At 72.5% G+C, this 22,386-nt stretch carries 25 protein-coding genes; 11 read left to right on the forward strand and 14 right to left on the reverse strand.

What is annotated here, in order from left to right; all coding sequences use genetic code 11:
* Nucleotides 1-103: 103 nt before the first annotated feature.
* Nucleotides 104-319: a dodecin gene (locus ABTZ58_RS07605; RefSeq protein ID WP_094053312.1), complete on the forward strand. Its 216-nt coding sequence runs from the start codon at nucleotides 104-106 to the stop codon at nucleotides 317-319.
* Between the two features lie 30 nt (nucleotides 320-349).
* On the opposite strand, the gene ABTZ58_RS07610 is transcribed toward ABTZ58_RS07605, so the two are convergent.
* On the reverse strand, nucleotides 350-844 hold the full coding sequence (locus ABTZ58_RS07610; protein WP_351351614.1) for a phosphatase domain-containing protein: 495 nt from the start codon (nucleotides 842-844) through the stop codon (nucleotides 350-352).
* Between the two features lie 474 nt (nucleotides 845-1,318).
* Between ABTZ58_RS07610 and ABTZ58_RS07615 the strand changes: the two genes are divergently transcribed.
* The 3 genes from ABTZ58_RS07615 to rpmF all read left to right on the forward strand — a co-directional run bounded on the left by ABTZ58_RS07615 (nucleotide 1,319) and on the right by rpmF (nucleotide 3,635).
* Nucleotides 1,319-1,768 (forward strand): DUF485 domain-containing protein, encoded by a 450-nt coding sequence (locus tag ABTZ58_RS07615; protein WP_351351617.1) that lies wholly within the window; start codon nucleotides 1,319-1,321, stop codon nucleotides 1,766-1,768.
* Complete coding sequence (locus ABTZ58_RS07620) at nucleotides 1,762-3,357, forward strand: sodium/solute symporter (protein ID WP_351351620.1); 1,596 nt, start codon at nucleotides 1,762-1,764, stop codon at nucleotides 3,355-3,357. Before ABTZ58_RS07615 ends, ABTZ58_RS07620 begins: the two co-directional genes overlap by 7 nt.
* A 107-nt stretch (nucleotides 3,358-3,464) precedes the next feature.
* Nucleotides 3,465-3,635, forward strand: coding sequence for a 50S ribosomal protein L32 (gene rpmF, locus ABTZ58_RS07625; protein WP_030896418.1), 171 nt, complete (start codon nucleotides 3,465-3,467; stop codon nucleotides 3,633-3,635).
* Here rpmF and ABTZ58_RS07630 read toward each other — a convergent pair.
* On the reverse strand, nucleotides 3,618-4,325 hold the full coding sequence (locus ABTZ58_RS07630; protein ID WP_351351623.1) for a nucleotidyltransferase domain-containing protein: 708 nt from the start codon (nucleotides 4,323-4,325) through the stop codon (nucleotides 3,618-3,620). The two genes, rpmF and ABTZ58_RS07630, sit on opposite strands and share 18 nt — an antisense overlap.
* 131 nt (nucleotides 4,326-4,456) lie before the next feature.
* On the opposite strand from ABTZ58_RS07630, the gene ABTZ58_RS07635 reads away from it, so the two are divergent.
* The gene (locus tag ABTZ58_RS07635) at nucleotides 4,457-5,443 is read left to right on the forward strand and encodes an LLM class flavin-dependent oxidoreductase (protein WP_351351625.1); all 987 of its coding nucleotides are present in this window, start codon (nucleotides 4,457-4,459) and stop codon (nucleotides 5,441-5,443) included.
* Between the two features lie 11 nt (nucleotides 5,444-5,454).
* Nucleotides 5,455-7,803, forward strand: coding sequence for an ATP-binding cassette domain-containing protein (locus tag ABTZ58_RS07640; RefSeq protein ID WP_351351628.1), 2,349 nt, complete (start codon nucleotides 5,455-5,457; stop codon nucleotides 7,801-7,803).
* A gap of 99 nt (nucleotides 7,804-7,902) precedes the next feature.
* On the opposite strand, the gene ABTZ58_RS07645 is transcribed toward ABTZ58_RS07640, so the two are convergent.
* The 5 genes from ABTZ58_RS07645 to ABTZ58_RS07665 all read right to left on the reverse strand — a co-directional run bounded on the left by ABTZ58_RS07645 (nucleotide 7,903) and on the right by ABTZ58_RS07665 (nucleotide 12,964).
* On the reverse strand, nucleotides 7,903-8,715 hold the full coding sequence (locus tag ABTZ58_RS07645) for a lysophospholipid acyltransferase family protein (RefSeq protein WP_351351631.1): 813 nt from the start codon (nucleotides 8,713-8,715) through the stop codon (nucleotides 7,903-7,905).
* Nucleotides 8,715-9,482, reverse strand: a complete 768-nt coding sequence (locus ABTZ58_RS07650) for a GNAT family N-acetyltransferase (RefSeq protein WP_351351634.1) — start codon at nucleotides 9,480-9,482, stop codon at nucleotides 8,715-8,717. The genes ABTZ58_RS07645 and ABTZ58_RS07650 overlap by 1 nt, the downstream gene beginning before the upstream one ends.
* A 116-nt stretch (nucleotides 9,483-9,598) precedes the next feature.
* A complete protein-coding gene (locus ABTZ58_RS07655; RefSeq protein ID WP_351351637.1) occupies nucleotides 9,599-10,348 on the reverse strand; it encodes a succinate dehydrogenase/fumarate reductase iron-sulfur subunit in 750 nt (249 codons plus the stop codon).
* Complete coding sequence (locus tag ABTZ58_RS07660) at nucleotides 10,345-12,294, reverse strand: fumarate reductase/succinate dehydrogenase flavoprotein subunit (RefSeq protein WP_351351639.1); 1,950 nt, start codon at nucleotides 12,292-12,294, stop codon at nucleotides 10,345-10,347. Before ABTZ58_RS07660 ends, ABTZ58_RS07655 begins: the two co-directional genes overlap by 4 nt.
* A gap of 1 nt (nucleotide 12,295) precedes the next feature.
* Entirely contained in the window at nucleotides 12,296-12,964 is a 669-nt protein-coding gene (locus tag ABTZ58_RS07665) for a succinate dehydrogenase (protein WP_351351641.1), read from the reverse strand.
* A gap of 118 nt (nucleotides 12,965-13,082) precedes the next feature.
* Here ABTZ58_RS07665 and ABTZ58_RS07670 point away from each other — a divergent pair, with 118 nt between their 5' ends.
* On the forward strand, nucleotides 13,083-13,967 hold the full coding sequence (locus tag ABTZ58_RS07670) for a LysR family transcriptional regulator (protein ID WP_351351644.1): 885 nt from the start codon (nucleotides 13,083-13,085) through the stop codon (nucleotides 13,965-13,967).
* A 25-nt stretch (nucleotides 13,968-13,992) separates the two neighbouring features.
* Here the strand turns inward: ABTZ58_RS07670 and ABTZ58_RS40120 are convergent, their stop codons facing one another.
* Complete coding sequence (locus ABTZ58_RS40120; RefSeq protein ID WP_502996022.1) at nucleotides 13,993-14,217, reverse strand: hypothetical protein; 225 nt, start codon at nucleotides 14,215-14,217, stop codon at nucleotides 13,993-13,995.
* Entirely contained in the window at nucleotides 14,180-14,428 is a 249-nt protein-coding gene (locus tag ABTZ58_RS40125; RefSeq protein ID WP_502996023.1) for an AhpC/TSA family protein, read from the reverse strand. The genes ABTZ58_RS40120 and ABTZ58_RS40125 overlap by 38 nt, the downstream gene beginning before the upstream one ends.
* Before the next feature lie 91 nt (nucleotides 14,429-14,519).
* On the opposite strand from ABTZ58_RS40125, the gene ABTZ58_RS07680 reads away from it, so the two are divergent.
* Nucleotides 14,520-14,771 carry a hypothetical protein gene (locus tag ABTZ58_RS07680; protein WP_502996024.1) on the forward strand — a complete coding sequence of 84 codons (252 nt, stop codon included), beginning with the start codon at nucleotides 14,520-14,522 and terminating at the stop codon, nucleotides 14,769-14,771.
* Between the two features lie 27 nt (nucleotides 14,772-14,798).
* Here the strand turns inward: ABTZ58_RS07680 and ABTZ58_RS07685 are convergent, their stop codons facing one another.
* The 4 genes from ABTZ58_RS07685 to ABTZ58_RS07700 all read right to left on the reverse strand — a co-directional run bounded on the left by ABTZ58_RS07685 (nucleotide 14,799) and on the right by ABTZ58_RS07700 (nucleotide 19,549).
* The gene (locus ABTZ58_RS07685; RefSeq protein ID WP_351351646.1) at nucleotides 14,799-16,940 is read right to left on the reverse strand and encodes a putative bifunctional diguanylate cyclase/phosphodiesterase; all 2,142 of its coding nucleotides are present in this window, start codon (nucleotides 16,938-16,940) and stop codon (nucleotides 14,799-14,801) included.
* A complete protein-coding gene (locus tag ABTZ58_RS07690) occupies nucleotides 16,937-17,749 on the reverse strand; it encodes an SAM-dependent methyltransferase (RefSeq protein ID WP_351351649.1) in 813 nt (270 codons plus the stop codon). Before ABTZ58_RS07690 ends, ABTZ58_RS07685 begins: the two co-directional genes overlap by 4 nt.
* A gap of 331 nt (nucleotides 17,750-18,080) precedes the next feature.
* Nucleotides 18,081-19,052: an SCO0930 family lipoprotein gene (locus ABTZ58_RS07695; protein WP_351351651.1), complete on the reverse strand. Its 972-nt coding sequence runs from the start codon at nucleotides 19,050-19,052 to the stop codon at nucleotides 18,081-18,083.
* A gap of 293 nt (nucleotides 19,053-19,345) precedes the next feature.
* Nucleotides 19,346-19,549 carry a hypothetical protein gene (locus ABTZ58_RS07700; protein ID WP_351351653.1) on the reverse strand — a complete coding sequence of 68 codons (204 nt, stop codon included), beginning with the start codon at nucleotides 19,547-19,549 and terminating at the stop codon, nucleotides 19,346-19,348.
* A 286-nt stretch (nucleotides 19,550-19,835) separates the two neighbouring features.
* Between ABTZ58_RS07700 and ABTZ58_RS07705 the strand changes: the two genes are divergently transcribed.
* From ABTZ58_RS07705 to ABTZ58_RS07715, 3 genes are all read left to right on the forward strand, one after another.
* Nucleotides 19,836-19,967 (forward strand): hypothetical protein, encoded by a 132-nt coding sequence (locus tag ABTZ58_RS07705; protein ID WP_351351655.1) that lies wholly within the window; start codon nucleotides 19,836-19,838, stop codon nucleotides 19,965-19,967.
* A gap of 24 nt (nucleotides 19,968-19,991) precedes the next feature.
* Entirely contained in the window at nucleotides 19,992-20,756 is a 765-nt protein-coding gene (locus tag ABTZ58_RS07710) for a bestrophin-like domain (protein WP_351351658.1), read from the forward strand.
* A gap of 223 nt (nucleotides 20,757-20,979) precedes the next feature.
* On the forward strand, nucleotides 20,980-21,507 hold the full coding sequence (locus ABTZ58_RS07715; RefSeq protein WP_351351660.1) for a hypothetical protein: 528 nt from the start codon (nucleotides 20,980-20,982) through the stop codon (nucleotides 21,505-21,507).
* Nucleotides 21,508-21,629: 122 nt separating this feature from the next.
* Here ABTZ58_RS07715 and ABTZ58_RS07720 read toward each other — a convergent pair whose 3' ends face one another.
* Nucleotides 21,630-22,118, reverse strand: coding sequence for a hypothetical protein (locus tag ABTZ58_RS07720; RefSeq protein ID WP_351351663.1), 489 nt, complete (start codon nucleotides 22,116-22,118; stop codon nucleotides 21,630-21,632).
* Nucleotides 22,119-22,386 lie beyond the last annotated feature (268 nt).

A 22,386-nucleotide genomic window follows, 5' to 3' on the forward strand; every position in this document is an offset into this window, starting at 1 on the left:
CCTGGACGGCGGCGGGGCGGGGACGACGTCTCGCGCTTCGCCGTCGCGTGGGGCACGGTGGAGTGACGCGTGGCACACCGGTCACTCACGGAGGAGCAGCGGCATGTCGAACCACACCTACCGGGTCACGGAGATCGTCGGCACCTCGCCCGACGGCGTCGACCAGGCCATCCGCAACGGCATCGACCGGGCCTCGCAGACCCTGCGCAACCTGGACTGGTTCGAGGTGACGCAGGTGCGTGGCCAGCTGGAGGAGGGCCGGATCGCGCACTGGCAGGTGGGACTCAAGGTGGGCTTCCGGCTGGAGGGGTCCGAGTAGCGCAGCCGGTCCACCGCACGGGTCCCGGTCTCAGGTGCGTCCTTCCCGCTCCTGCGCCGCCTTCATCTCGGCGGACCGGTCCGCCCAGTCGGCCCGTACGACGGTGAAGCCCGCGCGCCGGGCGTCCTCGCAGACCAGTTCGTCGTCGTCGACGAGGACGCGCACCTCGCGCGTGCGGGCGAGGCGCTTCAGGATCTCCAGCTTGGTGAACCGGGCGGGCCGGCGGTCGGCGTCCCGCCGCATGTACACACGGCCCTCGGGCAGCCCCTGCGCGGCCAGCCAGTCCAGCGTGTCGCGCCGGCAGCGCTCGGGCCGCCCGGTGAGGTAGACGATCTCGCAGTCCCGGGCGCTCTCCCCGACCAGCGCGATGCCCTCGGTCAGCGGCCCGTCCTGCGGCGCCGCCGCGAAGAACCCGTCCCAGTCCTTCGGCCTGCGCTCCAGGAAGCGCTGCCGGTGCGCGGTGTCGGCGAGGGTGTTGTCCAGGTCGAAGACGGCCAGCGGGGCCTTGCTGCGATCGTCGTTCACGCAGCCCAGCCTAGGCCCCCGGCCGCCGTCCCCGCCCCCCGGCCGCGTCGGTCCGCACCAGGCCGAGCCGGTGGCGCATTTCGGCCAGCCTGGCCGGAGAAGCGATCCGGATCACTCGCCGCTCTGCCTTTTCCCGCAGGCCGTCGCGGGATCGTCCGTTTCGCGACCAGGCGTGAACGAGCCATGCGCGCGGGGCCATTCATCGGCACAGTTGATGGCTCAAGCACGGCACTGACATACTCCGCTTCCAGCCTCGCCACCACCCGTGGCCGGGGCTGGTCGGGGATCTCCACACCGATCCCCAGGCCGTATACGTGTTTCCGGGCAGCGAGTCGTCCCGGTTTCACGAACCCCCCACACAGCCCGCACCCCCACAGTGTCCCCGGCGTCCCTCCACCCTGCGCGAAAAGCCGGGCGCGGCGCTGACTCGACGGGGTCGAGTGCGGGGCACGAAGCAGCGAAGAAGGTGCGCCTGTGCCCGAATTTCCACCGCGGCGGGACGACACTCCCCCCTTTCCGCATTCGCCCGTCGAACATACTCCGCGGTCCCGCGTATCCGACCATCCGGAATTTCACTCTCTGCGTCGCGCACAGCGCCGGTTCGGCATCAGGGCGACGATCCTTTCGGTCGGCGGATTCCTGCTGTATGTACTGCTGTCGAGTTTCGTCCCCGCGGTGATGAACCAGCCCCTGTTCGGCCGTCTCACGATCGGACTCGGGCTCGGCCTGGGGCAGTTCGCCGTCATTGGCGTCACCGCCTGGTGCTACGTCCGGCACATGCGCACCCGGGTCGACCCGCTCGCCCGGGGCCTGCGCTCCCGCCTGCAGCACGAGAACCAGAGCCGTCGCGCCCGGTCCGCCGCGCGGACCGACGGGGCCGGCCGCCCGCTCCAGCCGGGCACCGGGGGGTTCCGCACGTGGTGACCGCCGCCGCCATCGACGACCGCAGCCTGCAGCTGACGTTCGTCCTGTTCCTGACCGTGGTCGTGATCACCCTGTTCACGGCCCTGCTGACGGCTCCGCAGCGGGACGAGATCAGCGAGTTCTACCTCGGCAACCGCGCCATGTCGCCGCTGCGCAACGGCCTGGCCATGTGCGGCGACTACCTCTCCGCGGCGACGCTGCTGGGCAGCACCGGACTCGTCGCCCTGACGGGGTACGACGGGCTGATGTACCTGGGCGGCACCACCGTGGCATGGATGATGGTGCTGCTGCTGATCGCCGAACCCCTGCACCGCACGGGCAGGTTCACGCTCGGCGACACGGTCGCGCTGCGCCTGCCCCGGCAGCAGCGGCCGGTGCGGGTCGCCCTGGCCGTGTGCGTCCTGGTCATCGCGACGCTCTACCTGGTGGCCCAACTCGTCGGCAGCGTGGCGCTGCTGACGCAGTTCACCGGCGTGCCGAGCGGCACCACCCGCACCCTGTGCGTGGTGGTGATCGGCACCTTCGTGATCCTTTACGCCTCCCTCGGCGGCATGCCCGGCGCGACGGTCATCCAGATCAGCAAGGCCGTGATGCTGGTGGTGGGCGTGCTGTTCACCGCGGGCTGGGTGCTGTACCACTTCGACTGGAACCCGAGCGCGCTGCTTCAGCGGGCGTCCGAGCGCAGCGGATCCGGGCCGGGCTTCCTGGAACCCGGACTGCGCTACGGCGGCACCGTCAGCAACAAGCTGGACTTCCTCAGCCTCGAACTGGCCATCGTGCTCGGTCTCGCCGCCCTTCCGCACGTGCTGATGCGCCTGCTCGCCCCGCGCAGGAGCGGCGTGCTGCGCTCCTCCGTGCTGTGGGCCGTCGGCCTGGTGGGCGCGGTCTGTTTCGGCGCCGGCATCGTCGGCCTCGGCGCCACCGCGCTGCTCGGCCGGGAGACCATCGTCAGCACCGACCGCACCGGCAACTCCGCCGTACTGCTGCTCGCCCACGAGCTGGGCGGCAGTGTGCTCACCGCGCTGCTGACCTGCCTGGCGTATCTGACCCTGCTGGCCGTGGCGGTCGGTCTCACCCTGGCCGCGGCCTCGTCCCTGGCGCACGACCTGTACAGCGAGGTGATCCGCAAGGGCCGGGCGACCGAGACGGAGGAACTGACCGTGGCCCGGCTGTCCGGGGCGGTCATCGGGATCCTCGGCATCCTGCTCGCCCTGGTCGCCTGGGGCGCCAACACCGCGACGCTCGCCTTCCTGGCCTTCGCCATCGCCGCGTCCGCGATCCTGCCGACGATCGTCTACACCCTGTTCTGGCGGCGCTTCTCGGCCGGGGGAGCCCTGCTCAGCCTCTACGGCGGCCTGCTCTGCTCCGTCCTGCTCGCGGCGTTCTCCCCGGTGGTCTCCGCCACCCCGGGCTCGTTCTATCCGGACGCGGACTTCGCCTGGTTCCCGCTGCAGAACCCGGGCATCGTCTCCATCCCCGCCGGTTTCCTGCTGGGCTGGCTCGGCACGGTGCTCGACAAGGGGCCGGCGGAGGAGGCCGGGACGCGCGAGGCGTTCGAGGTGCGGATGTTCGTGGGCGCCGACGACTGACACGGACACCGCGCGGGACGGCGGCCGGACGGCACGGGGACGCACGTTGTTAATGGGATCCATTTTCATGTAGCGTCCTCGGTGCCGTCCACCCGAGGAGGAGTCCCATGGCTGTCCCGAAGCGGAAGATGTCCCGCAGCAACACCCGTCACCGCCGCGCCCAGTGGAAGGCGGCGACGCCGGCGCTGGTCCCGGTCACCGTCGACGGCGTCCGGCACCTCGTCCCGCAGCACCTGGTCAGGGCCTACGAGCGCGGCCTGCTACGCCCCGAGGGCTGAGCCCGCCGCCGTGTAGAACCGCGCGCGGACCCGGTGCAGCCAGGCCTCCACGGGAGCCTCGTCGGGCTCGTCCGGCAGCACCGTGGGTCCCGCCCGGAAGGCGTCCACGTACCGCTCCAGCAGCGGCTCGGCGGCCGACGGGTCGGCGGCGACGCGCTCGCCGAAGGCGTGGTACTCCGCCGGGTCCTCGACGCGGATCGTCAGCCGCCCGGTGGTGTACAGCTGCAGGCCCTGCTCGCACAGCCGCTTCAGGTGCCGCGCGTGCTTCGCGGTGCGCCTGCGGGTGTCCGCGGAGAACGATCCGTCGCCGCGGGCCTCCAGCCGCCGGAACTGCCGGGTGGCGTAACCGAGATAGGCGTCCCGGACGCGCCGGGCGGACAGGAACGCGGTCCGTATGCCGATGAGCTCGTCACCGAGCGGGGTCCGCACCTCGTACAGGTCCTGAGGGAGCCACACCAGCTCCATCGCCGTCGGGTTGCCGCCCAGCGCCAGCCGGCACCACTTGGCGGCCTCGTGCAGCGTGCGGTCCGGTGCCGTGCTGACGTGGGACTCCCTGGGCCGGTGCAGGCCGTGCAGCTGGGCCGTGGGCGCGGCGAACAGGCCGAGGCGGTCGATGTCGGAGCCCTCGCGGGCGAGTCCGTAGGCGGTCGATCCGACGATGCCGCACAGCAGGACGTTGGGGACGGTCACGGGCGGCCGCCTTTCGCTTCCGGGTACCCGGACATTGTCGTGACCTGGGCGAACGCGGTCATCCGAATTTCCGGCGGTGCTGCCGGTGCGGCGACGGAATACCGGCGGCCCCGTGCGGCGTAGAACCTCGTATGGAACCCGTGCGCCTGTCCGTCCTCGACCGCTCCCGCACCCGCGAGGGGCACACCCACCCCGAGGCGCTGCGCGACACGGTGCGGCTGGCGCGGGAACTGGAAGCGCTCGGCTACCACCGGGTCTGGGTGTCGGAGCACCACGGCGTCCCCGGGGTGGCCGGTTCCGCGCCGACCGTGCTGGCCGCGGCGGTGGCGGCCGCGACCCGCACGATCCGGGTCGGCACGGGCGGGGTGATGCTGCCCAACCACCGGCCGCTGGTCGTGGCCGAGCAGTTCGGGGTGCTGGAGTCGCTCTTCCCCGGGCGGATCGACATGGGCCTCGGCCGCTCCGTCGGCTTCACGGACGGGGTGCGCAAGGCCCTCGGCCGCGACAAGGGCGACGCCGAGGACTTCGAGGCGCAGCTGCGGGAGCTGCTGGGCTGGTTCCGGGGCACCTCCCCCACCGGGGTGCGCGCCCGCCCGGCCGAAGGGCTGACCGTGCCGCCGTTCGTCCTGGCCATGGGCGAGGGCGCCGGCATCGCGGCCCGCCTCGGTCTGTCCCTGGTCATCGGCGACCTGCGCGACCGGGACAAGATGCGGCGCGGCATCGACCACTACCGCGAGCACTTCCGTCCCTCACCCTGGGCGCCGGAACCGTACGTCGTCGTCTCCGGCACGGTCGCCGTGGCCGCCACACCCGAACAGGCCCGGCGGCTGCTGATCCCGGAGGCCTGGTCGATGGCGTACTCGCGCACCCACGGCACCTTCCCGCCCCTGCCGCCCGCCGAGCGCGTGGAGGCGCTCACCCTCACCGGCAAGGAGCGCGACTTCTACGAGGCCGGGCTCGCCGGGCACATCGCGGGCACCGAGGAGCAGGTCGCGCACGAGCTGCAGACCCTGCTGAAGGAGACCGGGGCGCAGGAGGTCCTCGTCACCACCAGCACCTACGACCGCGAGGCCCTGCTGGACTCCTACCGGCGGCTGGCCGCGATCACCTCCGGTTAGAGTCGGTGCCCATGCACGACCCCGATGACGCCCCCGACCCGTACGTCCGTGTCCGAGGAGCCCGCGAGCACAATCTGCGTGGGGTGGACGTCGACGTCCCGCGGAACGCGCTGGCCGTGTTCACCGGTGTGTCCGGCTCGGGGAAGTCGTCCCTGGCGTTCGGCACGATCTACGCCGAGGCGCAGCGGCGCTACTTCGAGTCGGTCGCGCCGTACGCGCGCCGGCTGATCCACCAGGTCGGCGCGCCGAAGCTCGGGGAGATCACCGGTCTGCCCCCGGCCGTGTCGCTCCAGCAGCGGCGCGCGGCACCCACGTCGCGCTCCTCGGTCGGCACGGTCACCAACCTCTCCAACTCGCTGCGCATGCTGTTCTCCCGGGCCGGCACCTATCCGCCCGGCGCCGGGCGGCTCGACTCCGACGCCTTCTCGCCCAACACGGCGGCCGGGGCCTGCCCGGAGTGCCACGGGCTCGGGCGGGTGCACCGGACGACCGAGGAGTCGCTGGTGCCCGACCCGTCGCTGTCGATCCGCGAGGGCGCGATCGCCGCGTGGCCGGGCGCCTGGCAGGGCAAGAACCTGCGGGACGTCCTGGACGCGCTCGGGTACGACGTGGACCGGCCGTGGCGGGAGCTGCCCGCCGAGCAGCGCGAATGGATCCTCTTCACCGACGAGCAGCCGGTGGTCACCGTCCACCCGGTGCGGGACGCCGACCGCATCCAGCGGCCCTACCAGGGCACGTACATGAGCGCCCGGCGCTATGTGATGAAGACCTTCGCGGACTCCAAGAGCCCCACACTGCGGGCGAAGGCCGAGCGGTTCCTCACCAGTGCCCCCTGTCCGGCCTGCGGCGGCAGCCGGCTGCGGCCCGAGGCCCTGGCGGTGACCTTCGGCGGCCGGACCATCGCCGAGCTGGCGGCCGTGCCGCTGGTGGAGCTGGCCGCCCTCCTCGACGCGACGTCGCAGACGGCCCGGGTCCTGACCGACGACCTGAAGTCCCGTATCGCACCGGTCGTGGAACTGGGTCTCGGTTACCTCGGCCTGGACCGCCCCACCCCCACCCTCTCGGCGGGCGAACTGCAGCGCCTGCGCCTGGCCACCCAGCTGCGCTCCGGCCTGTTCGGGGTGGTCTACGTGCTGGACGAGCCGTCGGCCGGGCTGCACCCGGCGGACACCGAGGCGCTGGTCACGGTGCTGGAGCGGCTGAAGCGCGCCGGGAACTCGGTGTTCGTCGTGGAGCACCACCTGGACGTCGTACGCGGTGCCGACTGGCTGGTGGACGTGGGCCCGGGCGCGGGCGAGCACGGCGGGCGGGTGCTGTACAGCGGCCCCGTGGCCGCCCTGGCCGGTGTCGAGGAGTCGGCCACCGCCCGTTACCTCTTCGACCGCTCCCCCGCCCCCACCCGGGAGGTCCGCACCCCGAACGGATGGCTGAAGACGGGCCCCGTCACCCGGCACAACCTGCGCGGGGTGAGCGCCGCGTTCCCGCTCGGCGCGTTCACCGCGGTCACCGGCGTGTCCGGTTCCGGCAAGTCCACGCTCATCGGTGAGATCACCGAGGAGACGGCGGGGGTCGGCCGGCTGGTCTCGGTCGACCAGAAGCCCATCGGCCGCACGCCGCGCTCGAACCTCGCCACCTACACCGGCCTGTTCGACGTGGTGCGCAAGGTGTTCGCGGCCACCGACGGAGCCCGGGAACGCGGCTTCGGCGTCGGCCGGTTCTCCTTCAACGTGGCCGGGGGGCGGTGCGAGACGTGCCAGGGCGAGGGGTTCATCAGCGTGGAGCTGCTGTTCCTGCCGAGCACGTACGCGCCCTGCCCGGACTGCGGCGGGGCCCGGTACAACGCCGGGACGCTGGAGGTGACGTACCGGGGGCGGAACATCGCGCAGGTGCTGGACCTGACGGTGCGGAGCGCGGCGGAGTTCTTCGCGGACACCCCGGCCGTGGCGCGCAGCCTCGCCACGCTGCTCGACGTGGGCCTCGGCTACCTGCGGCTGGGCCAGCCCGCGACCGAGCTGTCGGGCGGCGAGGCGCAGCGCATCAAGCTGGCGAGCGAACTGCAGCGCGGCCGGCGCGGCCACACGCTCTACCTCCTCGACGAGCCCACGACCGGCCTCCACCCGGCCGACGTGGACGTCCTGATGCGCCAGTTGCACGGCCTCGTGGACGCCGGGCACACCGTGATCGTGGTCGAGCACGACATGTCCGTCGTCGCGGGCGCGGACTGGGTGATCGACCTCGGCCCCGGCGGTGGAGACGAGGGCGGCCGCATCGTGGCGGCGGGCCCGCCGGCCCGGGTGGCCCGCTCGGCGAAGAGCCGGACGGCGCCGTATCTGTCCCGCACGCTGTCCGGGATCCGCTGAGGCGACCGCACGTCTGCCGCGGGGCGGGTGCACCCGCCCGTCCCACGGCGCCCGCCAGTGAGCCGGCCCTGGGACCCCCGGCCCGGACGGCGGCTCGCGTCAGGCCACGAGCGCCGTACGCGTCCAGGCCGGGACCGCCTCGCGGGGCTGGGCGGCATCGGCGAGGGAGCGGCGGTCGGGGTGGGTGCCCGGCGGGATGGGGGCGCGGACCTCGACCTCCGCGAGCAGGCCGCGGGCCGTCGCCACCCGCCACAGCGAGGCGAGCAGGGTGTCGTCGCCGACGAACGCGGCGGCGGTGCCCGGCGCTCCCCCGGAGAGCCGGTAGCCGATGCGGACCGGCTGGACGGGGACCCCGGCGTCCAGCGCGGCCTGGAAGACGGCCCGGCGGAAGGTGCCCTGGGCCCGGCCGCACCAGGTGCTGCCCTCGGGGAAGGCCGCGACGGCCGTGCCCTCGCGCAGGGCGTGGCCGATCCGGGCGACGGTGTCCGGCAGGGCGCGCAGCCGGTCGCGGTCGATGAACAGCACGCCGCCGCGCGCGGCCAGCGCCCCGGCGACGGGCCAGCGCCGCACCTCGCTCTTGGCCAGCATCCGGGCGGGGCGCACCGCGGCGAGCAGCGGTACGTCCAGCCAGGAGATGTGGTTGGCGACCAGCAGCAGTCCCCCGGCCGGGGCGGCGGTGCCGGTGATGCGGACCCGGACCCCCGCGGCCCGCACGATCCACCGGCACCACCGCCGGACCAGGGGCGCCGGTACCCGGGCGCCGAACGGCAGCAGCGCGATCCCGGCGAGGAGCAGCACGGCGACTCCCGTCAGCCGCAGCACGGCGCGTGCCGCGACCCGCGCGGGCACCGCCCCCGGCGTCTCGACGCAGGCCCGCGGCGTGCAGGGCGCGGTGGGCAGCCAGGCGCTCATCAGGCCGGCACGAGGGAGAGGAAGTGCCGCAGGTAGCGGGCGTTGACCCGGCTCATCGGCAACAGCACGTACAGGTCGGCGACGCCGAAGTCCGGGTCGTGGGCCGGCTCGCCGCACACCCAGGCGCCCAGGCGCAGGTAGCCGCGGAGCAGGGCGGGCGGTTCGACACGGGCGGCGGGCGCGGGACCCGGCACCCAGGGCAGCAGCGGCCGGACGCGGTACTCCTCGGGCGACAGGTGCTTGGCGCGCACCCGGTCCCAGGTGGCGGAGGCCAGCGTGCCGCCGTCGGCGAGCGGGACGGAGCAGCAGCCGGCGAGCCATTCGTGGCCGCGGTCGACCATGTAGCGGGCGATGCCGGCCCAGATGAGGCCGATGACGGCGCCGTCGCGGTGGCCGGGGTGCACACAGGACCGGCCGACCTCGACGAGCTGCGGCCGGATCCCGTCCAGCGCGGACAGATCGAACTCGCCCTCGCTGTACAGCCGTCCGGCGACGGCCGCGCGCTCCGGCGGCAGCAGCCGGTAGGTGCCGACGACCTGGCCGGTGGTCTCCTCCCGGACGAGGAGGTGGTCGCAGTACGCGTCGAACGGGTCGACGTCGAGGCCCGGCTCCGCGCCGGTCAGCAGGGCGCCCATCTCGCCGGCGAAGACGTCGTGCCGCAGCCGCTGCGCGGCACGGACGTCCTCCTCGGTGCGGGCGAGGGTGACGGTGTAGCGGGTGGGGGCCGTGGGCTGCGCGGGACGGTCGACGGTCAGTACGCCGGTCATGGCTCTCTCCTGGTCACGGGCCGGGGGCGGCGAGCGGTGCCGCCGCCCCCTGTTGTGCCCATGCCGCCTGTCCACCGCGTGACGAGTGCCAGGAGGAAGGATGTGCGCCGGTTGAACTACTGCTTGGCGACCTTCCGGGTGGCCCGCAGCCACTCCTTGTTCATGCGGGTGATGGACATCAGCGGGATGCCCTTGGGGCAGGCCGTGGCACACTCCCCGGCGAGCGTGCACCCGCCGAACCCCTCCTCGTCCATCTGCGCCACCATGTCCAGTACGCGCGTCTCCCGCTCGGGCGCCCCCTGCGGCAGCACGTTCAGGTGGTTGACCTTGGCCGACGTGAACAGCATGGCCGCGCCGTTGGGGCAGGCGGCCACGCACGCCCCGCAGCCGATGCACTCGGCGTGCTCGAAGGCGAGGTCGGCGTCGGGCTTGGGCACCGGCGTCGCGTGCGCCTCGGGAGCCGACCCCGTGGGGGCGGTGATGTAACCCCCGGCCTGGATGATCCGGTCGAACGCCGACCGGTCGACGACCAGGTCCTTGATCACCGGGAACGCGGCCGCCCGCCACGGCTCGATGTCGATCGTGTCGCCGTCCCTGAAGGACCGCATGTGCAGCTGGCAGGTGGTCGTCCGCTCGGGCCCGTGGGCGTCGCCGTTGATGACCAGCGAGCACGCCCCGCAGATGCCCTCCCGGCAGTCGTGGTCGAAGGCGACCGGGTCCTCGCCCTTGAGGATGAGTTCCTCGTTGAGCGTGTCGAGCATCTCCAGGAACGACATGTCCTCGGAGATACCGTCCACCTCGTACGTGGACATGCTGCCTTCGGCGTCGGCGTTCTTCTGGCGCCAGACGCGCAGGGTGAGCTTCATGCGTAGCTCCGCTGGGTGGGGTGGACGTAGTCGAAGACCAGGTCTTCCTTGTGCAGGATTGGAGCCTCGCCGGTGCCGGTGAACTCCCAGGCGGCCGCGTAGGCGAACTCCTCGTCCTTGCGGGCGGCCTCGCCGTCCGGGGTCTGGGACTCCTCGCGGAAGTGGCCGCCGCAGGACTCGGAGCGGTGCAGCGCGTCGAGGCACATCAGCTCGGCCAGCTCCAGGTAGTCGACGATGCGGTTGGCCTTCTCCAGCGACTGGTTGAACTCCTCGCCGGTGCCGGGCACCTTGATCCGCCGCCAGAACTCCTCGCGGATCTGCGGGATGCGCTCCAGCGCCTTGCGCAGGCCGGACTCGCTGCGGGCCATGCCGCAGAACTCCCACATCAGCTCGCCGAGTTCGCGGTGGAAGGAGTCGGGGGTGCGGTCGCCGTCGACGGACAGCAGCAGGTTGAGCCGGTCCTGCGTCTCGGCCAGCACCTCCTGCACGACGGGGTGTTCGTCGGTGACGTCGTCGTGGCGGGGGTTGCGGGCCAGGTAGTCGTTGATGGTGGCCGGGAGCACGAAGTACCCGTCCGCGAGGCCCTGCATCAGCGCGGACGCGCCCAGCCGGTTGGCCCCGTGGTCGGAGAAGTTGGCCTCGCCGATCGCGAACAGGCCGGGCACGGTGGTCTGCAGGTCGTAGTCGACCCACAGGCCGCCCATCGTGTAGTGCACGGCGGGGTAGATGCGCATCGGCACCTCGTACGGATCCTCGTCCGTGATCCGCTGGTACATGTCGAAGAGGTTGCCGTACTTCGCCTCGACGGCCCCCCGGCCCATGCGCCTGATGGCGTCGGCGAAGTCCAGGTAGACGCCCTGGCCGCCGGGGCCGACTCCCCGGCCCTCGTCGCAGACGCTCTTCGCGGCGCGGGAGGCGATGTCGCGCGGCACGAGATTGCCGAAGGACGGGTAGATGCGCTCCAGGTAGTAGTCGCGCTCGTCCTCGGGGATCTCGTTCGGCGGCCGCGTGTCGCCCTTGGCCTTGGGCACCCAGATCCGGCCGTCGTTGCGCAGCGACTCGCTCATCAGCGTCAGCTTGGACTGGTGGTCGCCGGTGCGCGGGATGCAGGTGGGGTGGATCTGGGTGAAGCAGGGGTTGGCGAACCAGGCGCCGCGCCGGTGGGCCCGCCAGATGGCGGTGGCGTTGGAGTTCATGGCGTTCGTCGACAGGTAGAAGACATTGCCGTAGCCGCCGGAGGCGAGCACGACGGCGTCCGCGAAGTACGTGTCGATCTTCCCGGTGATCAGGTCCCGGGCCACGATCCCGCGCGCCCGCCCGTCGACGACGATCAGGTCGAGCATCTCCGTGCGCGGATGCATCTCCACGTTGCCCGCCGCGATCTGCCGGCTGAGCGCTTGGTAGGCGCCGAGCAGCAGCTGCTGTCCCGTCTGGCCGCGGGCGTAGAAGGTGCGTGAGACCTGGACGCCGCCGAAGGAGCGGGTGTCCAGCAGACCGCCGTACTCGCGGGCGAACGGCACGCCCTGGGCCACGCACTGGTCGATGATCTCCACGGAGATCTGCGCGAGCCGGTGCACGTTGGACTCGCGCGCCCGGAAGTCGCCGCCCTTGACGGTGTCGTAGAACAGCCGGTGGATCGAGTCGCCGTCGTTGCGGTAGTTCTTCGCCGCGTTGATGCCTCCTTGCGCGGCGATGGAGTGGGCGCGGCGCGGGGAGTCCTGGTAGCAGAACTGGACGACGTGGTAGCCCTGTTCGGCGAGGGTGGCCCCGGCGGAGCCGCCGGCCAGGCCGGTGCCGACGACGATGACGGTGTGCTTGCGCCGGTTGGCCGGGTTGACCAGCCTGGCCTCGAACCGGCGCTTGTCCCACCGCTCGTGGATCGGCCCGGAGGGCGCCTTGGTGTCGACGGCCGGTTCGCCGGTGACGTAGTCCGAGTACGAGGTCATGTCAGCTCACCACTCCGGTCATGACGGCCACGGGTACGGCGATGAAGCCGGCCGTGAGCAGCAGCGCGAGGACGTTCGCGACGGCCTTCAGGGCGCGGTCACGGGTGCGGCTGCCGGCGCCGAGGGTCTGGGCGGCGCTCCAGAAGCCGTGCCGCACATGCAGGCCGAGCGCGAGCATCGCGACGATGTAGACGACGTTGCCGTACCAGGTGGAGAAGGTGTCCACCACGTTCTGGTACGGGCGGCCCGTCTCGAAGCCGGGGTGCACGGTGCCGGTCGTCAGGTCGAGGATGTGCCAGACGATGAACAGGCCGAGGATGATCCCACCCCAGCGCATGGTGCGCGTGGCGTAGGAGGCGCGTGGCTTCTTGTGCACGTACTTGCCGGGCCGCGCCCTGATGTCACGGCGGCTGAGCTGGTAGGCGGAGACCGCGTGCGCGACCACGGCCACCACCAGCACGACGCGGACCAGCCACAGGGTCCACTCGTAGTGCATGAACGGCTCGCCGACGGTGCGCAGCCAGTGCGCGTAGTGGTTGAACTCGCCCGCACCGAAGAAGATCTTCAGGTTCCCGATCATGTGGACGACCAGGTACAGCAGCATGATCAGACCGCTGACCGCCATCACGGTCTTCTTCCCGACGGTGGAGTCCCACACGGTGCGTGCCATGGACGGCCGTCGGTCCGTCCGCGTTGCCAGAGCCATGAACAGCACGCTACGGACGCCGGGCCGATCGGTCCAAGACATGGTCCGGCTTGATTCCATAGAGCGGGGCTATCGTGGGTGCATGCAGTTCCAGCAGCTCCAGTACTTCGTGGCCGTCGCCGAGACCCGGCACTTCACCCGGGCCGCCGATCTGGTCCATGTCGCGCAGCCGTCGCTGTCGCAGCAGATCAAGGCGCTGGAGCGGGAGCTGGGCGCGGACCTGTTCCTCCGCGCGCGGGGCAACATCACGCTCACCGACGCCGGTCAGGCCCTGCTCCCGCTGGCCCGCCGCATCCTGGCCGACGCGGACACGGCCCGGCACGAGGTGCAGGAGCTGGTGCAGCTGCGGCGGGGCCGGGTGCGGCTCGGCGCCACGCCCAGCCTCTGCACGGGCCTGCTGCCGGACGTGCTGCGCGCCTTCCACGACCGCTACCCCGGTATCCGGCTGCTGATCGAGGAGGGCGGCTCGCACGACCTGGTGCGGGAGCTGGCCCGCGGGGCGCTGGACCTGGCGCTGGTCGTGCTGCCGCTGCCGACACCGTCGCCCGCGCTGACGACGGTGGAACTGCTGCGGGAGGACCTGGTCGTGGTCTCCTCCCCCGACGAGCCGAAGCCGGGCCGGGGACGGCGGACGGTACGCGTCGCCGACCTGGAGGGCGAACGCCTGGTGATGTTCCGCCACGGCTACGACCTGCGGGAACTGACGGTCGCCGCGTGCCGCGCGGAGGGTTTCGAGCCGGACTTCGCGGTGGAGGGCGGGGAGATGGACGCGGTGCTCGGTTTCGTCCGGGCCGGCCTGGGCGTCGCCGTCGTACCGCGGATGGTGGCGGCCAGGTCCGGACGCGGGCTGCGGGTCACTCCGCTGGCCCGGCCGGGGCTGCACCGGACGATCGCCCTGGCCCACCGCAGCGACGTGGCACCGCCCCGCGCGGCCCGCGAGCTGCAGCGGATGCTGCTGGAGCGGTGAACGGACCCGGACGGTCCGGACGCGGTCAGGGCACGGATGGGCGGCCGGGGGCCGGCCGGCGGGAGGACGCCAGCCGGAGGAGTTCGTCGACCGGCCACTGGTCGTAGGCGTGCTCGCCGTACTTGGCAGCGAGGATCCGGCCGTCGGGGCCGATCAGGAAGTCGGCGGGAAGGCCGAGCCTGCCGCCGGGCTGGCTCGTCGCCGGGAACCGCTCACGCCCCCGGACGACCTCCCACAGGCCGCGCAGCACCGGCCCCGGCCACCGGCCCCCAGGCGCGCGGGCTGAGCAGCGCGCGAGGAGCCGACTCGACACCGAACTCGGCGTACAGCCGCTTGTCCGGGTCGGCGACGACCGCGAAGGGCAGGCCGTCGGTGTGCACGCGCAGTTCCTCGGCGGGCGAGTGGAAGACCACGACCTCCCGCACCCCGGCGGCCTCGATCTCCCCGTGCCTGCGCACCACGGACCGCAGGTGCAGATGGCACACCGGGCACCCGGCGAACCTGCGGAACTGATCCCTGGCCGGGCTGCGCTGGTCGGAGGCGGTGCTCGGCGTGCTCCAGGAAGCGGGGTTCGAACTCGGTCAGCGGGTGGGCGCGCTGCGGGGCCTGCTCGGGTACGTCATCGGCGCCATCCAGCTGGAGCACCTCGGGCCCCTGTCCGGCGACGGCACGCTCGCCATCGCCGGCCTGCCGCCCGACGCCTTCCCCCGCATGACCGAGACCGCCCGGCACGCCCGGACGGTCAGTGCCGACCAGGAGTTCCTGGGCGGTCTGGCCCTGCTGCTGCGCGGGCTGGGCGCCTGATCCCGCTCCGCGCAGCGGCCCGCCGCGTCACCCCGTCGCGTCCACCAGAGCCAGTTCGTGCAGCCGCTCCGGTGGGCCCGGGCGGGCGTAGTACCAGCCCTGGGCCGTGTCGCAGCCGAGTATCCGCAGTTGCTCGGCCTGGGCGCCGGTCTCCACGCCCTCGACCGTGACCGCGAGGTCCAGGCTGTGGGCCAGCGAGACGATCCCCTCGACGATCTTCAGGTCGACCGGATCGGCCGGGAACTGCTGCATGCTCTGCGTGAAGGACCGGTCCAGTTTGAGGATGCTGACCGGCAGCCGCCGCAGGTTGGCCAGGTTGGAGTAGCCCGTCCCGAAGTCGTCGAGCGCGATGTCGACGCCCATCTCCGCGAGTCGGCGCAGCGGTTTCAGCAGGTCGTCGTCGGCCCCGATCAGCGCCGACTCGGTGACCTCCAGGCACAGCGCGTCCGGCGCGACGCCGGTCCGCTCCAGGATGTCGACCGTGTCCTGGACCAGCCCGGGGTGCGTCAGCTGGCACGGCGACAGGTTCACGTTGATGCGCAGCGGCCCCGCCTCCACGCCGCCGCGCAGCGCCCGCCACTCGCGGGCCTGGCGCACCGACTGCTCCAGCACCCACCGGCCCAGCGGCACGATCAGCCCGGTGTGCTCGGCGAGCGGGATGAACCGGTCCGGGCCGAGGACGCCGTGCTGCGGGTGCAGCCAGCGCACCAGGGCCTCGGCGCCCCGGACGCTGCCGTCGCCGAGGTGGACCAGCGGCTGGTACTCGATGAAGAACTCGCCCCGCTCCAGCGCCGTCGGCAGCGCGGTCGTCAGGCCGTGCCGGGTGATGGCGCGGGCGTCGGCCTCCGGGTCGGCCAGCTCGAAGCGGTTGCCGCCCGCCGACTTGGCCCGGTACATGGTGATGTCCGCGCTGCGCAGCACCTCCGCGGGGCTGCGCTCCCCGGCCGGGCCCTCGACGATGCCGATGCTGCCGCGCACGGTCAGCTCCCGGCCGTCGACGCTGATCGGCGCGAGCAGCGCGTTCATGATGCGGGCGGCGAGCTCGTCGACCTCGTGCTGGGTGTCGGGGCCGGTGGTCAGCGCCACGAACTCGTCGCCGCCGAGCCGCGCGACCATCTCGCCGGGCGCGGTGGCGCAGGACTGCAGCCGGTCGGCGACCTCCACGAGCAGCCGGTCGCCGGCCGCGTGGCCGAGGCTGTCGTTGACGGTCTTGAAGCCGTCCAGGTCCAGGTAGCACAGCCCGAACCGCTGGCCTTCGCCCGCGCTCAGCGCCTTCTCCAGGCGCTCGAAGAAGAAGGTGCGGTTGGGCAGGCCCGTGAGGGCGTCGTGCGTGGCCTCGTAGCGCAGCCGCAGATTGAGCAGCCGCCGCTCGGTGGTGTCCTCCATGAGGGCGAGCTGGTACTGCGGGTTGCCGTCTGCGTCGCGCAGCAGGGAGACCGTCAGGTTGGTCCACAGGACCGTCCCGTCGGGGCGGTGGAACGCCTTCTCCAGGTGGTAGTGCTCCCGCTCGCCGCGCACGAGTTCGTCGTAGAGCCGCCAGGTCTGCGGGGCGTCGTCGGGGTGGGTCCACTCCCGGACGTTGCGGCTGCGCAGCGTCTGCTCGGAGAGACCGAACATCCGCAGCAGCGCGCCGTTGACCTGCAGGATGTTGCCCTCCAGGTCGGCCATGCCGATGCCGATGGCCGCGCCCTCGAAGACGGCGCGGAAGCGGGCCTCGCTCGCGTGCAGGGCCTGGGCGACCACGCCCTGCGCCTGGAGGGCGGCCTGCGCGATGGCCTCCTGCTCGGCCAGGGTCCGCTCGCGCAGCGCCCGGGCGAAGCCGGCGGCCATCGCGTGCTGCAGGCGCGCGCACCGCGCCCGCAGGTCCTCGGGGTCGCCGTCGCCGCCGCAGTACAGCACCAGGTAGGCGTCCACGCAGTCCAGCGTGCGGCTGAGCGCCTCGGGGTCGGTGCAGTGCGCGTCCACCAGGGCGGCGCCGACCGCCTTGCCCGTGTCGGCGTCGAAGGCCCGGGCCAGCAGTGCCTCGCTCAGCCGCCGGGCCAGCGGCAGCAGCAGTTCCTCGAACTCCGGCCGGGTCGACGACGTCGAGGTCACCGGGAAGACCGCCCGGCTCCAGATCGTCGCGAACCGGCGGAGTCTGTCCTCCGGCCCGTCCGGTTCCGCGATCACGCCGTACGCCCCACGCCCGCGAAGCCGGAGAACGCGTACGGGTCCTCGTCCTCCGGTGCGGTGTCGGGCCGCCAGCGCCCCATCGCCACCAGTCCGGGTTCCACCATGTCGTACCCCTCGAAGAACCGCGCGATCTCCTCGCGCGAGCGCATGATCAGCGGGTTGCGGATGTCCTCGTACACGTCCACCGCGCCCCCGGCCCGCTCCGGCGGCAGCGGGATCCCCTCGTAGGAGGCGTGGGTGAGCACGAGCAGGCTGCCGGGCGCGAGCGCCGCGCCCAGCTCCGCCACCGCCCCGTACGGGTCGTCCTCGTCTTCCACGAAGTGCAGTATGGCAACGAGGAGCAGGGCCACTGGCTGATTCAGGTCGATCAGCCGCTCCACCTCGGGGCTGCTCAGGATGTTTTGCGGCTTGCGCAGGTCCCCGGCCACGACGGCCGCGTCCGCGTTGCCGTCGAGGACCGCCTCGCTGTGCGCCACGGCCACCGGGTCGTGGTCCACGTACACCACGCGCGCTCCGGGGCGGGCGGCCTGCGCCACCTCGTGCACGTTGCCGAACGTGGGAATGCCGGAGCCGATGTCGAGGAACTGGCCTATGCCCTCACCGGCCGCGTAGCGCACGGCGCGGCGCATGAACGCCCGGTTCGCCTGCATGATCTTGGGGAGTCCCGGCATGAACTCCATGGCCCGGCGGGCCGCTTCCCGGTCGACCTCGAAGTTGTGCGATCCGCCCAGGTAGTAGTCGTACATCCGGGAGACGCTGGGCACCGATATGTCGATGCTCCGTGGGGCCCAGGCGGGACGCTCCATCAATCTCTCCAAGGCGTAGGCGATCCGGTGTTCGAGCAGAGGCTACTGATCGCCCGCCAAGGGAGCGACCTGAAACGGAAATTGACCATCCGTTCCCGGTCACTGCCTGCGGCACGTGCCGAATTGATACCCCTCCGCCTGCCCTTCGAACATATGACGATCAGTGCCCGGGGCATTCCGGAGAGTCCCGGTCCGCAAGAGCGGGAGTGCCGGGAATTCGACGCGTTCAGGTGGAGGACGGCACAACGGTCCGCCCCTCCGTGCGGGCACGGAGGGGCGGACCGGGTGGGCGCCGTCGGGTGAGGAGATGAACCCTGGGGAGGTCGCTCCGCTATTCCGAGGCGCCGACCAGCTTGCCGTCGGGCCGCACGGCGTACCAGGTGCCGCCGACCCCCTGGCCGTTGGTGTCGCCGGGGGCCTTGTCACCGGCGAACGTGTAGATCGGCGAGCAGTTGATCGTCTGCTGCTTGCCCTTCCCGTCGGTCCGCTCGAAGATCATGTAGCCCTTCTCCTGGATGCCCTTGGTGTCGGCGAAGTCGACGGGCTCCACGATCGGCCACTTCTCCAGGCAGGCGCCGACGCAGTTGGAGACGGGCTTGGGCCACGCCTCGTCCTTCTTGAACCGGTAGACCGTCATGCCGTTCTTGTCGACGACGATCTCACCGAGCTCGGGGTCCTTGCGGGTGGACAGCCCGAGTTCCTCGGCGTTTCCGGCGCCGGCGCCCGCGCCCTCCTGCACCTTCTTGCCGTCGGGGGCGAGCGCGTACCACTTGCCGCCCACGCCCTGGCCCTTGACGTCACCGGCGTTGACGTCCTTGGCGTAGCGGTAGGCCGGCCAGCCGCCCACGGTGAGCTGCTTGGTGCCGTCGGCCCGGGTGACCGAGCCGAGCAGCGACTTGTCGATCCCCTCGCCGGCCTCGGCGTCGTCCGCGGGGACCGGCGGCCACGTCTTGGCGCAGTCGCCGTCGCAGTTCGACTTGGGCGGCTGGTCCGTGTCCTGGTCGAACCGGTACAGGGTGAGGCCGAGACTGTCGGTGACCACCTTGCCGATCTCGGCGGTGGAGACGGACAGCTTGCCCGCGGGGTTCGACGGGCTGAGGGCGCTCGGGGCGGCCGGCTGGCTCGGCGTGCCGGCGGCGCCGTTCCCGGTGCCCGAGCCGATGCTTCCGTAGTCCCCGGGCGCGGCCGTGGCGCCCACGTTCTGGCTGGCCGCCGGTGGGCTGTCCTGACCGCACGCCGTCGTCAGCGCCAGGACCGCCGCGGCGCTCGCCACGAGTGAGGCGCTCCGCCAGGAGGTCTTCATCGTCAACTCCCCATAATCGCAAGGGTGTTGCAGCGCCCTGCTGCGCCGCCGCACGGCCATGAGTACGCACGGGGACGGCCGGTGCGTTCAACGGCCGGCGAAATTTCTTCCCGGCAGCCGCGACGTCCGCCGCCCGCCACCCGCACACAGGTGCGTGTCACACGCCTCACGGGGGACCGCGCGGCAAACCGGCGCCGCCGGAACATCCCTCTTTCGGGGCAATCCCCTTGCGCACCGGCACGTCTCGGCTGCACAGGGCTCATGATCTTCGTCGTGCATGGACCCGTATGGACTCAATCCGCCCTCGCCGCACGGGCTTTGGCGCTGGCGACGCTCACCTGGGCGCTCGTCGGAGCACCGGCCCAGGTGGCGGTGGCCGATGCCTGCGCGTACGCCTCGACGGGACCGGACGGCACCGAGGCGGTGGCGGTCGCCGGCAGCATGACCTGGCCGACCGGGCCGCCGTGCCCGCCACCGCCACCGCCCCCCGACTGCACGCCGCCCCCCAAGCCCCCGCCGCCCCCCAAGCCCCCGCCGCCCGCACCGACCCCGACGCCGAGCCCGGACCCGCCACCACCGCCGCCGCCGTCTCCCGAGCCCCCGCCCCCTCCCCCGCCGCCGAGACCGGCCCCGACGGCACGGCCCGAGCCGCCGGCACCGCCCCCCGCGCCACGTCCGGTGGAACCCCCGCCCCGGCCGGCGCCCAGGCCCGTGCCCCCGCCGCCCCCGACCCCGAAACCGAAACCGTCGGCGACGCCCGCACCGGGCCCGTCCGCGAAGGCCGTGCACTACCCGCGCTACCGCGCCACGCCGCCGCGGCCCCGGCGGACCGGCGGCACACTGTCGCCGCTCACCTTCGTCCTGCTCGTCACGGTGCCCGCGGTGGTCGCCGTCGCCGCGCTGCGCGCGCGCTGATCCCTGAACCCCTGGAGGCACCTCTTGCCGGAATGGCTTGTTCTCACCCTCGCGATGCTGGCCGCCTGCGCCGTGGTGGTCGTCATCACCCTCGTACGGCACCGCAGGGCGCCCGAGGACGAGGACCCCAGCGAGACCCCTGACGTCATCGAGTACATGACGATGTGGATCGGCGTGGTGTACGCCATCGTCCTGGGTCTGGCGATCGCCGGTGTCTGGGAAGGGCGCAGCGCCGCCCAGGACCACGTCCAGGCCGAGGCCACCGCGCTGCACGAGATCTCGGAGCGGGTCCGGGTCTACCCCGCCGGGGAACGCGACCGGATCCGCGACGACATCCGGATCTATGTGAACCATGTCGTCACCACCGAGTGGGACAGCATGGCCGACAAGGGCGAGGTCACCGAGCGCGGCGGCCGGCTCTTCGAGCGGATCCGCGCGGACGTCACCGACTACCAGCCGAAGTCGGACTTCGAGGCGCAGGCCTACCAGCCCCTCCTCGACCAGGTGACCGCGGCGAGCCAGGCCCGGATCGCCCGGGCGGAGTCGACCGGGGAGACCATGCCGGGCGTGGTCTGGTTCGGGCTGATGGCCGGGGCCGTGATCACCATCGGGATGATCTTCGCCCTGCAGATCCGCAGAACGACGCGCGAGCTGATCCTCGCCGGGCTGTTCTCGGCGCTGATCGCCTTCCTGCTGTTCCTCATCTGGGACTTCGACGCACCCTACAGCCGGGGCGTGACGGCGTCGGCGGACCCGTTCCTGAACCTCTTCCCGGGCGTCGGGGACTGACGGGCCCGGGCACCACGCACCCCGGCCGGGGGACCGCGACACGCCGTCGCGGTCCCCCGGTCGCGGTAGCGGTGTTCCCCCGAGCGGCCCCTCCGTGTGACCCGTTCGCACTACTGCGATCGCGCCGCGGGGTCCGCCTTCTTAGCGTTTCGGGCATCGAGGTGCATTTGTGACGTGAGCGGAACAGGTCCGCGACTGCCCCTCGGAGACCCGGAGGTTCACCATGCGCGCGATACGCGTCGCTTCGGCCGTACTGCTGGGCGCCGGCGCCCTCACCTCCTGCGTGCCCGCCGCCGGTGCGGCGATGCGGACCGACTTCGGCTTCGCTGTGGAGCCCTCCACCGTCGCGCCGGGCGGGAAGGTCACGCTGAGCGTGGAGCGCAACGACGCGTGCCAGGGCGAGGCGGCGGTCAACTCACCGGTCTTCGACCTGGTCACCATCGGGCCCGAGGAATCCCGGGCGACGGCCGTCGTCGACTGGGACGCCAAGCGCGGCGCCGTCTACGACGTGCGGTTCGAGTGCGACGAGTCGAGCGGCACGGCCCGGCTGACCATCGCCGGGGGCGGTCCCACGCACCACCCGACACACCACCCCACGCACCACCCCCACAAGGGAGTGCACGCGGGTGAGGGCGGCACGCTCGCCGGTTTCGACCTCAGGGAGATCGGCCTGGGCGCCGCACTCATCGCCGGTTCGCTCGGTGCCGCCTACCACTTCTCACGCCGCCGCACCGACGAGGACGCCGGCTGACCCCTATCGCACACCTCTATCGCACACCTCGTCCTCGCCCCGGGCCCCCGCTATGAGGGGAACCTGGGGCGAGGACCGTCCATGTGCGAGGCGACGGCCCGGTCGGGAGGGAGAGCCGGGTATCAGATGCGCCGCTCGGCGCGCCGGCGCATCCAGAACACGCCACCGCCGACGACCGCGGCGGCCACGAGTCCGCCGCCGATGGCCACGTCGGTCGGGGTCGCGCCCGTGGTGCTGCTGCCGCCGATGCCGCCGCGGACACCGCCGATGACGCTGAACGCCTGCGGCTTGGTCAGGGTCCGGCCGTTGCAGGTGACCGTGATGTCGTACGAACCAGGGCTGGCGTTGCGGTTGATGGTGGCGGTGCCCTTCGCCTTCTCGTCGTAGCCGCCGTGGACGGGCGAGAGGGTCGTCGGCGAGAAGGCGTTGGACGTCGCCGTACCGCCGTTCTTGCAGCCGTCCACCGTGATGGTGAGCTGGCCGCCGCGGGCGATGACGCTGGGCAGGGCGGTGATGTTGCTGGGTGTGTCCCACGCGACGGCCGCGGGAGCCGAGAAGCCGAGGGCGGCGACCGCGGCGCCGGCGACGGCCAGGGCACGAGTGTTACGCATGTGAACCTCCGCGGAAGACGCCCCGGGACCCGTTCCCCGGTCGATCGGCGAGAAAGCGCCTCCCAGAAAGACAGTCAGTTGCCTTGCCCGTGGGCGCATTTCGGGAATGGTCCGTCCTGGTGAGGGGGGACACCGCGGGAAAACCGCACGAGGGGATATCGCCGCAGGTCACGGCCCGTCGGAAATTCTCTCGGGGTGGCAACTCGGATGGCGCACCTGATGCCCTGACCGGCTTCCGCAGAGCCTTTTGTGTGCCCGGGCCACCCGT

The sequence above is a fragment of the Streptomyces sp. NPDC094143 genome (assembly GCF_040303825.1).
GTDB lineage: Bacteria > Actinomycetota > Actinomycetes > Streptomycetales > Streptomycetaceae > Streptomyces.